Here is a 14332-nt window from a genome sequence, read left to right on the forward strand (position 1 = left end):
ACGCGCGGATATGGCTCCAGCACAAATTAGTCTCCTTATGTAATCTTGAAACAGAGCTTAAAACCACATGTCAGGAGCGTAATGTCATCGGAAAACGATGGAGATTTTGAGGCCGAGCGGTATGCGCCGGCTCCTGAAGTGATGCCGCCATCCTATGAACCGCAATCTCTAGAAGAAGCACGTGCGCAACGGTTGCATATTGTTGTGCCGCAAAGTAGCGCGCCGACTGTATCACTAGGCCGTAGAGTCATTTCCTCACTGCTGGAAATCAGTACTATCGTGGCCGTGGCTTTGTTGTTTTCTGTTTTGCTGAAAACATTTTTTGTGCAAGCCTTTGAGATTCCTTCCGGTTCCATGGAAGATACGATCATTATTGATGATCGTGTGGTAGTCAATAAGCTCGCCGATACTGCTGATGAACTCAACCGGGGCGATATTATTGTTTTCCTAGATCCTGGCAACTGGTTGGCAAATGTTGATGTTCCGCAAGCATCGGGTATAAGAGCCGGATTGCAAAAAGTCGGCGAAGCCATTGGCTTGGTTCCTAAAAATGTTGGTAGTCATTTAATCAAACGTCTGATCGGCTTACCTGGGGATCATGTGGCATGTTGTGACGATAAGGGACGGGTTACAGTTAACGGAGTCGGTATTGATGAAACCTATATTAAGCCAGGGGTAGCTCCGTCTGATGAAGCATTTGACGTAAGAGTGCCACGCGGCCATGTCTGGGTCATGGGCGATAACCGTTCCGATTCTTCTGATTCTCGCTATCATCAGCGCGTGGAAGGGTCCGGTTTCGTTCCAGTGCGAAATATTGAGGGACGAGCATGGTTACGGATCCTACCAGTTTCCCGGTTTGGTACATTGCCTGATGCTTCGGAAGTTTTTGAGGGTGTTCCCGATCCGCAACGGTGAAGGTGAATATTGGTGTTACGTCCAGACCGCCAAGTAGAACGAGAGTTACTTGCTACCATTGCCCCCGGTACTTATGTGGCTGGGGTAGATGAAGTAGGCCGAGGAGCACTTGCGGGGCCAGCTAGTGTGGGTATCGCATTGGTTGGCATGGAAACAAGCGATGATTTTCCAGATAATTTACGTGATTCGAAACTGCTTTCACCTGCTGCTCGGCAGGCGTTAGTTGAGCCAGTTCGTGCCTGGGTGAGCGCATCGGCTGTTGGCCATGCGGATGCTGAAGACGTTAACGAATATGGAATTATTGGGGCGTTGCGAATTGCGGCTAAGAATGCGTTACTGCAGCTTACCGATTTCCCGATTGGCGCAGTGTTATTGGATGGTAGCCACGATTGGTGGAGTTCAGATGGACTTTTTGATCCGGGTGCATCTTTACCGCACTTTCCGGTGCGGATGGAAGTTAAAGGAGATGCGCGCTGTGCTGTGATTGCGGGGGCGAGTGTATTGGCTAAAGTTGAGCGTGACGAGATCATGATTGCGGCTGCAGAACAATTTCCTGGTTATGGTTTGGAACGCAATAAAGGTTATGCCTCGAAAGAACATATTGCTGGACTGGGCGCACGGGGTGCTTCGCGTTTTCATCGTACGGCGTGGAAATTACCTGGGATAAAATAGTCGGAGGAACGGGAGAAGAATATGAGTGAGTTAGAAAATTACGAGTCAGATGCCGAACTCGCGTTATATCGGGAGTATCGGGAGGTTGTTAATCTATTCCGTTTTGTGGTGGAAACTGAACGGCGCTTTTATCTTGCTAATGATGTTGATGTTAAAGTACGTGCATCTGCCGGCGGCGATATTTTTTTTGAAGTTATGCTGAAGGATGCGTGGGTGTGGGATATTTACCGTCCGTCGCGTTTTATTCGGGAAGCTCGTGTGGTGACGTTCAAGGATGTGAACGTTGAGGAATTAAATAAGCCGGATATCACTCACGAACTTGAGATGTAGTTTTTTCGACGACGATGGCGTGCCCTGTGGGTTTGATTTGTCCACGATTATCGCTTGATAGTCATTTTTCCACAGAAGCTTCTGGTTGCCGGTGAGTAAGTGACGGTTTTTGTTTTCATGAATATATGAAAACAAAACAGAAAACTCAGGCCCTTGGTATATGGGGTGAAGAAACTGCTGCACGCTATCTGCAATCTTTTGGGTGGACAATTCTTGATCGTAACTGGCGATGTTCGCGCGGAGAATTAGATATTGTGGCATTCGATCCGTATCGTGATGCACTCGTTGCAGTTGAGGTTAAAACTCGGCGTTCGCTTCGTCAAGGCTTGCCACAGGAAGCCGTCACGCCAGCTAAACTTGAGCGAATCCGGCTAGCATTTAGGCAATGGCGCAGTGCACAGCATCGGCGTGCCACCCATATTGCCATTGATGTCCTTGCGTTGACGGTTGAAACATATGACAACTTTCGAATTAACCATATTCGAGATGCGCTATGAGTACTGGTATTGTCGGACGCGCAACTGCAACGACTCTCATCGGGGTTCATGCGCATGTGGTGTTAATTGAAACAGTTATTTTGCCAGGACTGCCGCATTATTCGATTATCGGTTTGCCTGATACGGCAGTAAGCGAAGCGAGAGAACGTCTTCGGGCAAGTTTTTCTTATGTAGGACTACCGTGGCCTCGGGAACGAGTAACTATTAATCTTTCTCCGAGTGCTTTACCTAAAACTGGAACTGGACTAGATGTTGGCTTGGCGATTGCGATTTTAGCTGCCCAAGGATACAAACCATTAGAAGATAAGGTTCTTGCGTTAGGAGAACTTGGCCTAGATGGTACTATCCGTCCTATCCGTGGTGTTTTACCTAGTGTGGTAGCTGCTCAAGAGCAAGGTTTTACAACTGTTATTGTACCCGAGAGCAATGCGGGCGAAGCCCAGCTAGTAAAGGGGATAAAAGTTATTCCAGTAGCCCATCTTGCGCAGATAGCTCAATGGATGGGTGGCGGGGTTGAGCCAACTTGCTCGTGCTCTCACCAGAGCTCACAACAATCGGTAACAACTGGGAAAAAGATTGGTGATATGGCAGATATTTATGGCCAACCAGATGCGCTATTTGGTGCGGAAGTTGCCGCTGGCGGGGGACACCACATACTGATGATTGGTTCGCCAGGCGTTGGCAAGTCGATGATTGCACAACGTATGCCTGATATTCTGCCAAATCTTACTGATCAGCAAGCTATTGAGGTGGCTATTATCCGGTCTATCCAAGGGATTAGCTCAACTCACCTCGATTATCGGCCTCCTATTGCTGCTCCACATCATAGCGCTTCTATAGCTTCTCTTATTGGTGGCGGTAGTACGATAGCTCGTCCAGGGGCTATCACATCTGCACACCATGGATTGCTGTATTGTGACGAGTTTAGCGAGTTTTCTCCGCGGGCCATTCAAGCATTGCGTGAACCGTTGGAAACTGGACAGATAGATATAGCGCGCTGTGCAGCAGTCGTGCATTTTCCGGCTCGGTTTCAGCTTGTGGCTGCCACGAATCCCTGTCCGTGCGGAAAACGTCTCGATGGGGCAGGAGCCTGCTCGTGTACTTCCCGTGACCTACGCACATACCAGACTCGGTTAGGTGGCCCGGTACGTGACCGAATCGATGTCGTCATCCATCTTAATCGGCCAACGCGCGCTGATATCCAACACGGCCCTACCGCGACAACTGAGCAAATGAGGGAACGCGTACAGCAGGCTCGGCAACGCCAATATACGCGCCAACAAACACTCAACAGCCAATTATCTGGTACATGGCTTCGTGCTCACACCCCGCTCAGTTCTACGATGTCCAAACTTTTTGATACCCGCTTACGATCTGGGCAACTATCGATGCGAGGAATGGATCGAATCATGCGTTTAGCATGGACGGTTTGTGATCTTGCTGGCCACCAACATCCCACCGACGACGATCTAGCTCTCGCCTTTTCCTTACGTACCGCATTGGAGGAATGATGATTAGTGCTGAACATCGGGCTGCTCAAGTATGGACCTATCTATGTGAGGGTAACAATCCATTAGCACATGCACTCATTGCAGTAGCAGGTTATGAACAGGCCTTAGCATGGGTTCGTGAATATGCAACTGGCAGTTCAACGAGTCAGGATTTTAGTAAGGCAATAGAACGAAGTTGCGCTCGCGGAGGCTATGTTAAGCGTACAATGCAAGCTTGGCAATTGCGCCTATCTACCTATCAAGAGATAAGTGATACAGCGATGAAGCGTATGGGTGTATCATTTCTCATTCCAGGTGATGAACACTGGCCGGTAGCACTTGATGATCTCGCGGAGCCAGTGCTCGGCCTATGGGTGCGTGGCCATGTCGAAGTATTGAATCGTCCAGCGATAGCCTTGGTTGGTTCGCGGGCTGCTAGTTCTTATGGTCAACGCTTAGCATGGAATTTAGCGAGCGATATTTCTGATACTCACGTGGTGGTTTCCGGTGGTGCTTTTGGAATAGACTCGCAAGTTCATCGCGGAGCACTAGATAATTCCCAACCAACGATTATTGTTTCTGCTGGGGGTGTAGATCGTCCGTATCCAACAGCTCATACTGACCTTTTCAACGCAACGATTGCGAGCGGGGCAGTACTCTCTGAATCAGTAATTGGCGCAGCTCCACAACGTCATCGTTTCTTGTCTCGCAATCGCATTATTGCTGGTTTGGGTAGTGCGACAGTAGTTGTTGAGGCTCCGGTGCGTTCTGGCGCATTGTCTACGGCACGGCATGCCATTGGTAATAATCGTCCAGTAGGAGCATGCCCTGGAAGTCTTGATTCACCTAATGCTCAAGGGTGCCACCTGCTTATTCGTAACGGTGCTACGCTGATTCGGCACAGCGAAGATATCCGGGAATTAGTCTCGTGGCAACAATTGACTCTTGGAAGAGACGAAGATATTTTTGTGATCCCAGATGATGGCTATGATCCACTGCGTGAACGGGTGTGGGAGGCGATCCCTATCACACGTAGCGTACATACCACTGCAATCGCGCATGTTGCTGGGATGAGCGAACGTGATGTTCTAGCGAAGTTATCGCTTTTAGAATTATCTGGGCGAATAGCGCGTGAGGGCAACCGGTGGAAGCGAGTTCCCTCCCGTGAAAAATAAGGCAGGGTCATATTGGCACGGTAAGATAACAATATGACTGAAGAGCTGGCACAACCCTTGGAAGAGATTCTTACGCAGTATCTCGATGAACTTGACATGCGCAGGGGACTATCAACACATACGTGCCGTGCTTACCTAGCTGAAGCTCGCTCATTATTCCTTTTTCTACAAGCCCAATCAGATGACGTCACCAGAGCACTTGGGCAACTTGACATTCGTGACTTGCGTGCATGGTTAGCTCATCGTGTTCAAGCTGGCCATGCTCGATCATCAATTGCGCGTCACTCTGCTGCTATCCGAACTTTTACTGCTTGGTTATATAAAAGGCGAATAATTGAACATGATCCAGGAGTTCAGCTTAAAGCCCCTAGGGCATCAAATGAATTACCGCATGTTCTTTCTGTTGAACAAGCACGAAAACTACTTCACGTAGCGCAGGAGCGCACGTCAGACGGTGATCCGCTACGTATTCGTGATGCTGCTATATTCGAGCTTCTCTATGCAACGGCTATCCGTGTTAGTGAATTGACAGGGGCGAATATTACGGACATATCGCCGTCGAACACTATTAGGGTGCTCGGTAAAGGAAACAAAGAAAGAATCGTGCCCTTTGGCCGGCCCGCACGCCGTGCTCTTATGGCGTGGCTTGATGTTCGTGCAACTGTTGTCAAGCCTGGTGAACAGGCATTATTTGTTGGAGCACTCGGTAAACGTATTGATCCGCGTGTTGTGCGTAGCTCGTTGTCAAAGCTCACTGCAATAGCCCAACTGCCAGATATTACACCACACGATTTGCGTCATTCGGCAGCAACACATCTTCTTGATGGCGGTTCTGATTTGCGTACAGTCCAAGAGATACTAGGGCACGCATCAATCGGTACTACACAGCGTTATACTCATGTCAGCGCTGAACGGCTCCGAGCTGCTTTTGGGCAAGCACATCCACGTGCGTGATACCGTTCCACAAATAGGCTAAGGTTATCAATCCAGCAAGACGATTGGCCCTTCTAACAAAGATAACGGATTGATATAGCGGTCTTTGCCTCGTTTTGCACCCCAATGCAGGCATGATCGGGGTGCGCAGTGCGTGCCATCAACTGTTCCGATCACGTCATGGCGGCGGACGTGCTGGCCTTTGATAACCATCGGAATTACGGGTTCAAAGGTCGTACGAATGCCGTCCTGGTGTTCTAGGGAGATTACTTGACGATCGTTGAGTGGGCCCGCATAACGAATAATGCCATCTGCTGGTGCATAAACTGGCGCACCAGCCTCCAGGTCAAGATCAACTCCACGATGTCCAGGATTCCAATTAAACTGACCTATCGAAAACTCGCGCAAGATTTTTACCGGATGCCCAGAAGGCCAATCGAAAGCTTGCTTGGGATGCGGTTTTGTTGGCTGTTCATCATTGACATTCTCCTGCGAAGTAGCAGGTGTAGAATTGAGTGGAGTAAGTCCCGCAGAAGTGTTCACAATACCAATAACTGCAACAAGTAATAGTGTAGTGTTAAGTAATTTCGACATAGCCACCATTATTGTAATTATTCAAAACCATTATCCGGGGAGTATTTTTTCTGTGGAAAAGCGGAAATTTGCCGAATTATGTGGACAAGTCACTTGCTGAAAATGTCAGCAATGCCACGTCATAACTCCACTTACTTACTCGCGTTAAAGGTGGGGTTTCGGGTACACTAAAAAGGCTATACGAGTAGCAAATTCGCGCGCACGAACGCCGAAAGGTCACTATCGCATCGGTGCTTATGTTGTGATAGATGGTGCGCCAGGATTCATTAACAATCCCGTTAGTGAATACTAACCGTAACTATCGCGCAGGAATCCCTGTGCCTGAGAAAGGACGACCATGGCAGTCGTTTCTATGCGCCAGCTGCTTGAAGCTGGTGTCCACTTCGGTCATCAGACCCGCCGTTGGAACCCAAAGATGAAGCGTTTTATCCTTACGGAACGCAACGGTATTTACATTATTGATCTTCGCAAGACTGTTGAAGATATTAACTCCACATACGAATTCGTTAAGGAAACCGTTGCCCACGGTGGCAATATTCTTTTCGTTGGTACCAAGCGTCAAGCTCAGCAGCCAATTCGTGAACAGGCTGAGCGTGTTGGTATGCCATACGTTAACGAGCGTTGGTTGGGCGGTATGCTCACCAATTTCGCAACTGTTTCCTCTCGTATCCAGCGTTTGAAGGAACTCGAACTCATCGACTTTGATGATGTTGCAGGTTCGAAGTTCACTAAGAAGGAACTGCTGATGATGCGCCGCGAGAAGGAAAAGCTGGAGCGTACCCTCGGCGGTATTCGTGATATGCCAAAGGTGCCATCGGCAATCTGGATTGTCGACACCAACAAAGAACACTTGGCTGTTGCCGAAGCACAAAAGCTCAACATTCCAGTTGTTGCAGTTCTTGATACCAACTGTGATCCAGATGATGTCGATTACGGTATTCCAGGAAACGATGATGCAATTCGCTCCATCGAAATCCTCACCCGCGTCGTTGCTGATGCTGTTGCTGATGGTCTTCTTGCCCGCGGTCGCGGTAAGAATGCTGAAGAAGATCCAATGCCGGAGTGGGAGCGCGAAATGCTCGCTTCGGAAAAGGCTGAATCAGACGCAGCAGCTACCGAAGCTGAGGCAACTGAAGCTCCAGCTGTCGAAGCTGAAGCTTCAACCGAAGAGTCCGCTACCGAAACAACCGAAGCCTGATTTTTTAGGCTTATAGGGAAGGTATATTTACATGGCAAATTACACTGTTGCTGATATCAAGGCTCTCCGCGAGAAGACTGGCGCCGGAATGCTCGATGTTAAGAAGGCACTAGCTGATGCTGAAGGCGATACCGCTAAGGCTGAAGAACTTCTACGCTTAAAGGGCCTGAAGGTTGCTGCAAAGCGCGAAGGCCGTACCGCTAGCGCTGGCTTGGTTCTTTCCAAGATCATCGATTCTGAAGCTGGTCAGACTGGCTACATCATCGAAGTTAACTCTGAGACTGACTTCGTAGCTAAGAATGAAAAGTTTATTGCATTCGCTGAGGAACTCTTGGAAGCTGCTATTGCTTCTCAGGCTACATCTGTTGACGCTCTTCTCGAAGCTTCACTTGCTGAGGGAACTGTCAAGGATCGTATTGACAACTTCACTGGTGTTATCGGTGAGAAGCTTGCTGTCGGTTCACTTGAAACTCTTTCTGGTGATCACATCGAGTCTTACATGCATCGCACCGCAACTGATCTGCCACCACAGGTAGCAGTTCTCGTCGCAACCGATGATGCTGGCACCAAGGTTGCTCATGACGTTGCTGTTCACATTGCTGCGATGAACCCACAGTTCCTCAATGAGGAAGAAGTTCCAGCTGACGTTGTTGACAACGAGCGCCGTATTGCAACTGAAATTACCGTTGCTGAAGGTAAGCCAGAAGCAGCTATTGCAAAGATTGTTGAAGGTCGTCTCAAGGGCTTCTTCAAGCAGATTACCCTTGTTGATCAGGCATTTGCTCGTGATCCAAAGATGTCTGTTGGACAGGTCATTGAAGCTGCTGGTGGCAAGGTTACCGGTTTCAAGCGTGTTCGCGTTGGCGAAGCTGCTGCTGCCGCTGATGCTGAGTGAACATATAATACTCATGTAGCTGTTTAGCTAAAATACGTTAAGGGCGAGGTTCAATGAACCTCGCCCTTAACGTATTTGGGCGCTATATTTGGCACTTAACAGTGCGAATTTCTAAATTTTAGAGTGATAGCCAGTGGCTTTTAGCGACTAATCCCACCGCCCTATTAACGCATAAGAGGGGTAAAGAGGATAGAATTATGGTGGTTTTACCCGCATATATAGGAGTAGTATTCATGAGTGTAGTTGTGGCATACAAATACACCACAAACCCACAAGATGCTCGAGTAGCAGCTGACGGTACAGTGGACTGGTCACGTGCAAAACCTGCGATGAGTGACTATGATCCGGTAGCGGCACAGGTCGGCAAGGAGCTCGCTGTACAGCTCGGCACCGAATCTATCGGGATAAGCGTCGGGCCAGCTGTTATCGGTGGTTCTATGGCGCGCAAAAATGCGATGTCTAAAGGCTTTTCTCGAGGAATAATTTTAGCTGATGAGCAAGCCAATGATCTTAACCCCACCCAGTATGCCCAACTTCTATCACAACTCGTTGCACGAATTGATGATGCCACAATCGTTATTACCGGGGATGCGTCAATAGATAACGGTGCCTCAATGACATCTGCGATTCTTGGTGGTTATCTTGGCTGGCCAACATTCCAGCAGGTGGAAAAGATTGAGCCACAAGGCGATGGATATGTGCTTACCCAGCAGGTGACCGGCGGTACTCGCACGGTAGAAGTTACTGGCCCAGTTGTTGTGGCAGTAACCTCCGATGCGGCACGTGTCCCAGCGCCGTCGATGAAAGAAATTCTGGCCGCTGGAAAGATGCCAGTTGAGGTTATTTCAATGGCAGACGTCGAATCAGCACCTGCAGGTGTGAGGATCACCGGTCATGCCAAGCCAGCTGAGCGCGAACGCAAGCGCGTTATTTTTGCCGGCCCGGACGCTGTTAACGAACTCGTTCAAGCTCTTCGCACAGACGGCGTACTCGATGGAAAGGAAGCCTGATGGCAACCACATGGATTCTTACCTCCACTGGAGAAATTGCTGACCTGGTTGAACTTGGCCGGCAGCGCGCTGACGTCATCACCGCCGTCGTTGTCGGAGACGCAGAAGTTGCGGGCGTAGATTCAGCGATCACTATTGCTCTCGACGCCGATATCCCAGTTGAAGCCTTAGCACCAGTTGTTGCACAAACAGTTAGCGCAGGTGCCGACGACGTTGTACTCGTTGCAGATACGCCAACAGATCGCGTCTTGGGTGGGGCAGTGGCTGCCAAGCTTGATGCGCCTATCCTTGTTGGGGTGCGTTCTTTAGGCGAGCACACCGCTCAGGTTTCTCGATTTGGTGCTATCACTTTGCAAACAGTGCACTTTGATGGTCCAGTTGTTGCCATCCATGCCGGCGGTTCAGCAGTCGACGGCGAAGCAGTAGCTCCACAAAGCGTTACCGGTCAGCCGCTGCCTGCGCGCGTCAGCGCCTACGACGTCAGTGAAACCCCAGATATTGATATTGCGCATGCTCAGCGTGTTATCTGCGCTGGTCGCGGTTTCGAAAACAAAGAAGATCTGCAACTCGCACAGAACCTCGCAGATGCGTTGGGTGCTGAGCTCGGCGTATCGCGCCCATTGGCAGAAGGCTACGGTTGGATGCCGCGCGAAAGCTACATCGGTGTATCGGGTCAGATCGTTGCGCCGGAACTTTATGTCGCTATCGGTATTTCCGGTCAGATTCACCACACTGCTGGCGTGACTGATTCGCAAACAATCGTGGCAATCAACAATGATGAGCTGGCAACGATCTTCGATTTCGCTGACTACGGCATTGTTGGCGATCTTTATGCGGTCTTGCCTGAGCTTACTGCCGCTGTACAGAAATGAGTTCTGAGCACGTGAGTATCGACTACGATTTTGACGTTATCGTTGTAGGAGCTGGCATTGCTGGTTTAACAACCGCGTACTTGCTGGCGAAAGACGGTCACGAAGTATTGTTGGCCGAACGCGGTAACGAGCCAGGGGAGAAGAATCTTTCCGGCGGAGTTTTCTATTCGCGTGTGATGGACGAGATTTTCGAAGATTTCTCCACCCAAGCACCAGTTGAGCGCTCGATTACCCGCAACGTATTGACCTTGCTGAATGCGGAGTCGGCTGTGTCGGTGGACTATTGGGATGCCTCGCTTGCCGAACCCACCAATGCGGTGACGGTGTTGCGCGCCAAGCTTGATCCGTGGCTTGCCGAGCAGGCAGAAGAAGCCGGTGTGACGGTGATGAGCGGCGTCAAGGTCGATGAGCTTGTGACGAGCGAGTCTGGTGCCGTATGCGGTATTCGTGCCGGCGAAGACGTGTTGCATGCGAAGATCGTGGTCTTGGCTGATGGCGTGAATTCTTTCCTTGCTAGGGCTACCGGACTGCGTGAGGCACCAGCCCCGTCTCACCTGGGTGTGGGTGTGAAGTCGGTTATTCGTATCGGTGAAGACGCAGTGAACCAGCGTTTCGGCGTCGGCGGCGACGACGGCGTAGCATACGCGCTCGTCGGGGACGCCACCCGCGGGGTGCCAGGCGGCGCCTTCTTGTATACGAACAAGGATTCGATCAGTTTAGGTATCGTGGTCAACATTGCTGACCTGGCAAAGTCCGGGCACGACGTCGTCGTTCTCCACGATCATTTCCTGGCCCACCCGTTCATCCAGCCACTCATTGCCGACGGCGAGTTGCTCGAATACGGCACCCATATGGTTGCCGAAGGCGGGCAAGCGATGGTTGGCCGCCTCGCATTCGATGGTGCAGTGATTGTTGGCGATGCTGCCGGGTTCACGATCAACAACGGTTTCGCTATTCGCGGCATGGATTTGGCGGCGGAGTCGGGACGTTGCGCTGCCCAAGCAATTCAATTGGCGTTGAGCACTGGTGATTATTCGGCATCGACGTTGGCCTCATACGAAGAAAACATTGCCCAGTCGTGGCTAGGTGAGGACATGGCCACGTTCAAGAAAGCTCCAGAGCTACTTGCCAGCACGCCAGAACTTTACGGTCCGCTCGGCGAATACGCGGCCAATGTGTTGCGCGGGGTATATCGCATGGATCAAACTCCACGCACTAAGATCGCCTCGCTCGTTGTGAAGAAGATGAAGACGTCCGGGTTGAGCGTGTGGAAGCTCGTAAAGATTATCCGCAAGATTCGAGGAGGACTGTGATGGCTAAGAGCGAGTTTTCACTTCCGCCACTTAATCGCCGATTAGCTGGTAATTCTTATGAAACCGACGACGGCAATTCACATATCGAGGTTCACCAAGAAGAGCTGGCTGCGAGTGGTTTTGCTGATACGCTTATCCGTATTTGCCCAGCAAAGGTGTATTCAAAGAACTCTGATGGAACGGTAGCTGCTGAATATGCGGCATGTTTAGAGTGCGGTACGTGTCTGGCGCTGGCGCCAGCGGGTACATTGAGTTGGCACTACCCACGTTCCGGTATGGGTATTAGTTATCGTGAAGGTTAAATAGTAGCTAAGAAATCAGCGCATAAAGCGCGCTGTTGGGAGAATACGTTGCGGGAGATAACCTACGAGGTTATCTCCCGCATTAGTAGCACTATGCAATGGCGCGATTTCGGCGCCATAATATTAGAGCTGAAGTCAGTGTTAATGAGGCTAAAAAGACAACAAGGCCTAATGCTAACAGCATGCCTAGAAGCCAATTAGGTTCGTCTGTTGTTATGCGTTGTCCCGCAAAGAACACTGCTGTAACCATGGCGATACTGATTGCGGTAGCGATACGCTGGCCGGTTTGTAAAAAGCCGCCAGCAGTTCCACCATGGGCATGGGGCACATCCATCATTGTCAGAGTTTGATTTGCTGATCCGAAAGCTCCGAAGGCAAAGCCTTGAAACGCCAGCGGGATGGCGGCCCACCAGAAACTCAATCCGTGCTCGATTCCCCAGACAACAAGTGCTAAAACACTAGAGCTTGCAACGATGAGGACGGCACAAAACACTTGAATAGCCGCGCCATGCTTAACTGCATGGCGACCACTCCACATTGCTCCGATGGCTGAGGAAGCAGCGTTAGGTAACGTTAATAGACCAACGCTTAACGCTACAATTCCTACTCCTGTTTGAAGATAAATTGCCACGATTGCCATAATTGCTGGCCCGGCCATGAAGAATAGTGAGCCAGTAAGCGTACCAAGCGCATAGGTAGGCAATTTAAGAAGATCAAGATTCATCATTGGATAGTGGCCACTATCTTTGTAGTATTTTTCCCATTTTATCCAACCGCCAGTCAACAGCAGACCAATCGGCAAGAAAATCCAAATCCAAGGCATGGAATGAGTCATAAACGGTAACATAATAAAAAGTACCGAGAGAGATAGTAATAATGAGCCAACGGGATCGATGTCGATTTTTCCGCGCTTAACAACAACTTTTTTGCCAGCTTTAGTGGTTTGCTCAATATATTCTTGTTGTACTTTTTCATGGTTAGGCCCGACAGTTCGCCGTTCCTTACCAAACGGTAGCCATCTGATAGCTAGAGTTAAGCCAATAAGGCCTAGGGGAACATTAACGAAGAATCCACCACGCCAACCGAGGTCATTACCAAGCCAGCCAATAAGAAAACCAGACAAAATTGGGCCGATTGCCACCGATAAGGAGACAACAAGACCGAATAAAGCAAATGCTTTGGCACGGGCATGACCTTCAAAATACTGAAGAATAAGTCCAGTTGTTTGCGGAGAAAGGATTCCTGCGCCGATACCTTGGACAATACGGAACAGGTTGAGCATCAGTACGTTAGTTGAAATACCGCAAGCCAGCGATGCGAAGGTAAAAATTGTGAGGCCGACGACGAACAATGATGAGCGTCCTAAAATATCGCCTAAACGTCCGGCTGGAACTAGAACTATGCCAATTGCTAGGGCGTATCCAGAAAGAACCCACTGCAGGCCACCATCCGAAGAATGGAGTGCTTCGCTTAATGCCGGGAGCGCATTATTAACAGAACTAACCTGGACAAGTGCCATCATCAAGGGCACGAGGAGTACGGTTAAGAGCTGACGTTTATCGTAAACGCGTGTTGATCCAGGTACTGTAAATGCGTGTTCGGCAGGTACCGATCCTTCTTTTCTTTTCATCGATTATCTTTCCTCATTAATAGTATGGATCGATACTAATCCTTTCGAATTTCAACTAACAGTGGGCAGGCCACAATTTTGTGGTGATCTTTATGACCATCTAGGGTAGAGAGTATGAGTGAAACAGTGCGCATTGATGTGTGGTTGTGGTCAGTTCGGCAAACAAAGACACGGAGTTTAGCTACGGCAGAGTGTAAAGCAGGTCATGTGCGTATCAATGGAACGGTTGCGAAACCGTCGTCGCCAGTGAAAATAGGTGACGAAGTACGCTATCGGTTCCAGGGGTTCGATCGTATTTTGCAGGTGACTGGCTTATTGACAAAACGCACGAGTGCTCCGCGCGCTCAAGCCTGTTACACCGATTTAAGCCCGCAACGTCCGAAAATTTTTATTCCAATTTTTACTAGGGAACGTGGTACTGGCCGACCCACCAAAAAAGAGCGACGCGAATTGGACCGAATTCTTGGACGTAATTCGAACTACGGTCACATGGGGTAGAATCTTTG

16 protein-coding genes are annotated in these 14332 nt (G+C 49.7%); 14 read left to right on the top strand and 2 right to left on the bottom strand.

Annotated elements, in window-relative coordinates:
• Positions 1-81: 81 nt before the first annotated feature.
• From lepB to HC352_RS02860, 7 genes are all read left to right on the top strand, one after another.
• The gene (lepB, locus tag HC352_RS02830) at positions 82-915 is read left to right on the top strand and encodes a signal peptidase I (protein WP_168917488.1); all 834 of its coding nucleotides are present in this window, start codon (positions 82-84) and stop codon (positions 913-915) included.
• 12 nt (positions 916-927) lie between these two features.
• Positions 928-1587, top strand: a complete 660-nt coding sequence (gene rnhB, locus HC352_RS02835) for a ribonuclease HII (RefSeq protein ID WP_369801262.1) — start codon at positions 928-930, stop codon at positions 1585-1587.
• Positions 1588-1608: 21 nt separating this feature from the next.
• Positions 1609-1917: a DUF2469 domain-containing protein gene (locus HC352_RS02840; RefSeq protein WP_168917489.1), complete on the top strand. Its 309-nt coding sequence runs from the start codon at positions 1609-1611 to the stop codon at positions 1915-1917.
• Positions 1918-2042: 125 nt separating this feature from the next.
• Positions 2043-2414: a YraN family protein gene (locus tag HC352_RS02845; RefSeq protein ID WP_168917490.1), complete on the top strand. Its 372-nt coding sequence runs from the start codon at positions 2043-2045 to the stop codon at positions 2412-2414.
• Complete coding sequence (locus tag HC352_RS02850; RefSeq protein ID WP_168917491.1) at positions 2411-3925, top strand: YifB family Mg chelatase-like AAA ATPase; 1515 nt, start codon at positions 2411-2413, stop codon at positions 3923-3925. The genes HC352_RS02845 and HC352_RS02850 overlap by 4 nt, the downstream gene beginning before the upstream one ends.
• Positions 3922-5079, top strand: coding sequence for a DNA-processing protein DprA (gene dprA, locus HC352_RS02855; RefSeq protein ID WP_168917492.1), 1158 nt, complete (start codon positions 3922-3924; stop codon positions 5077-5079). The genes HC352_RS02850 and dprA overlap by 4 nt, the downstream gene beginning before the upstream one ends.
• 33 nt (positions 5080-5112) lie before the next feature.
• On the top strand, positions 5113-6033 hold the full coding sequence (locus HC352_RS02860; protein WP_168917493.1) for a tyrosine recombinase XerC: 921 nt from the start codon (positions 5113-5115) through the stop codon (positions 6031-6033).
• Positions 6034-6060: 27 nt separating this feature from the next.
• Here HC352_RS02860 and HC352_RS02865 read toward each other — a convergent pair whose 3' ends face one another.
• On the bottom strand, positions 6061-6606 hold the full coding sequence (locus HC352_RS02865) for a M23 family metallopeptidase (RefSeq protein ID WP_168917494.1): 546 nt from the start codon (positions 6604-6606) through the stop codon (positions 6061-6063).
• Positions 6607-6943: 337 nt separating this feature from the next.
• Here HC352_RS02865 and rpsB point away from each other — a divergent pair, with 337 nt between their 5' ends.
• From rpsB to HC352_RS02895, 6 genes are all read left to right on the top strand, one after another.
• Complete coding sequence (gene rpsB / locus HC352_RS02870; RefSeq protein WP_168917495.1) at positions 6944-7804, top strand: 30S ribosomal protein S2; 861 nt, start codon at positions 6944-6946, stop codon at positions 7802-7804.
• A 31-nt stretch (positions 7805-7835) separates the two neighbouring features.
• The gene (gene tsf / locus HC352_RS02875; RefSeq protein ID WP_168917496.1) at positions 7836-8699 is read left to right on the top strand and encodes a translation elongation factor Ts; all 864 of its coding nucleotides are present in this window, start codon (positions 7836-7838) and stop codon (positions 8697-8699) included.
• Between the two features lie 233 nt (positions 8700-8932).
• Positions 8933-9709, top strand: a complete 777-nt coding sequence (locus tag HC352_RS02880) for an electron transfer flavoprotein subunit beta/FixA family protein (RefSeq protein WP_168917497.1) — start codon at positions 8933-8935, stop codon at positions 9707-9709.
• Positions 9709-10581, top strand: coding sequence for an electron transfer flavoprotein subunit alpha/FixB family protein (locus HC352_RS02885; RefSeq protein ID WP_168917498.1), 873 nt, complete (start codon positions 9709-9711; stop codon positions 10579-10581). Before HC352_RS02880 ends, HC352_RS02885 begins: the two co-directional genes overlap by 1 nt.
• A gap of 11 nt (positions 10582-10592) precedes the next feature.
• Positions 10593-11894: an FAD-dependent oxidoreductase gene (locus HC352_RS02890; protein ID WP_168917499.1), complete on the top strand. Its 1302-nt coding sequence runs from the start codon at positions 10593-10595 to the stop codon at positions 11892-11894.
• On the top strand, positions 11894-12196 hold the full coding sequence (locus tag HC352_RS02895) for a ferredoxin family protein (protein WP_168917500.1): 303 nt from the start codon (positions 11894-11896) through the stop codon (positions 12194-12196). The genes HC352_RS02890 and HC352_RS02895 overlap by 1 nt, the downstream gene beginning before the upstream one ends.
• Before the next feature lie 91 nt (positions 12197-12287).
• Here the strand turns inward: HC352_RS02895 and HC352_RS02900 are convergent, their stop codons facing one another.
• A complete protein-coding gene (locus HC352_RS02900; protein ID WP_168917501.1) occupies positions 12288-13826 on the bottom strand; it encodes an MFS transporter in 1539 nt (512 codons plus the stop codon).
• 114 nt (positions 13827-13940) lie between these two features.
• Here HC352_RS02900 and HC352_RS02905 point away from each other — a divergent pair, with 114 nt between their 5' ends.
• Entirely contained in the window at positions 13941-14324 is a 384-nt protein-coding gene (locus tag HC352_RS02905) for an RNA-binding S4 domain-containing protein (protein WP_168917502.1), read from the top strand.
• Positions 14325-14332: the final 8 nt, after the last annotated feature.

The organism is Arcanobacterium buesumense (assembly GCF_012563545.1).
GTDB lineage: Bacteria > Actinomycetota > Actinomycetes > Actinomycetales > Actinomycetaceae > Arcanobacterium > Arcanobacterium buesumense.

Coding starts and splice junctions, on each gene's coding strand:
- HC352_RS02860 (WP_168917493.1), top strand. CDS start 5,113: ATGACTGAAGAGCTGGCACAACCCTTGGAAGAGATTCTTACGCAGTAT.
- HC352_RS02840 (WP_168917489.1), top strand. CDS start 1,609: ATGAGTGAGTTAGAAAATTACGAGTCAGATGCCGAACTCGCGTTATAT.
- tsf (WP_168917496.1), top strand. CDS start 7,836: ATGGCAAATTACACTGTTGCTGATATCAAGGCTCTCCGCGAGAAGACT.
- dprA (WP_168917492.1), top strand. CDS start 3,922: ATGATGATTAGTGCTGAACATCGGGCTGCTCAAGTATGGACCTATCTA.
- HC352_RS02850 (WP_168917491.1), top strand. CDS start 2,411: ATGAGTACTGGTATTGTCGGACGCGCAACTGCAACGACTCTCATCGGG.
- HC352_RS02905 (WP_168917502.1), top strand. CDS start 13,941: ATGAGTGAAACAGTGCGCATTGATGTGTGGTTGTGGTCAGTTCGGCAA.
- HC352_RS02845 (WP_168917490.1), top strand. CDS start 2,043: ATGAAAACAAAACAGAAAACTCAGGCCCTTGGTATATGGGGTGAAGAA.
- HC352_RS02865 (WP_168917494.1), bottom strand. CDS start 6,606: ATGTCGAAATTACTTAACACTACACTATTACTTGTTGCAGTTATTGGT.
- lepB (WP_168917488.1), top strand. CDS start 82: ATGTCATCGGAAAACGATGGAGATTTTGAGGCCGAGCGGTATGCGCCG.
- HC352_RS02895 (WP_168917500.1), top strand. CDS start 11,894: ATGGCTAAGAGCGAGTTTTCACTTCCGCCACTTAATCGCCGATTAGCT.
- HC352_RS02885 (WP_168917498.1), top strand. CDS start 9,709: ATGGCAACCACATGGATTCTTACCTCCACTGGAGAAATTGCTGACCTG.
- HC352_RS02900 (WP_168917501.1), bottom strand. CDS start 13,826: ATGAAAAGAAAAGAAGGATCGGTACCTGCCGAACACGCATTTACAGTA.
- rpsB (WP_168917495.1), top strand. CDS start 6,944: ATGGCAGTCGTTTCTATGCGCCAGCTGCTTGAAGCTGGTGTCCACTTC.
- HC352_RS02880 (WP_168917497.1), top strand. CDS start 8,933: ATGAGTGTAGTTGTGGCATACAAATACACCACAAACCCACAAGATGCT.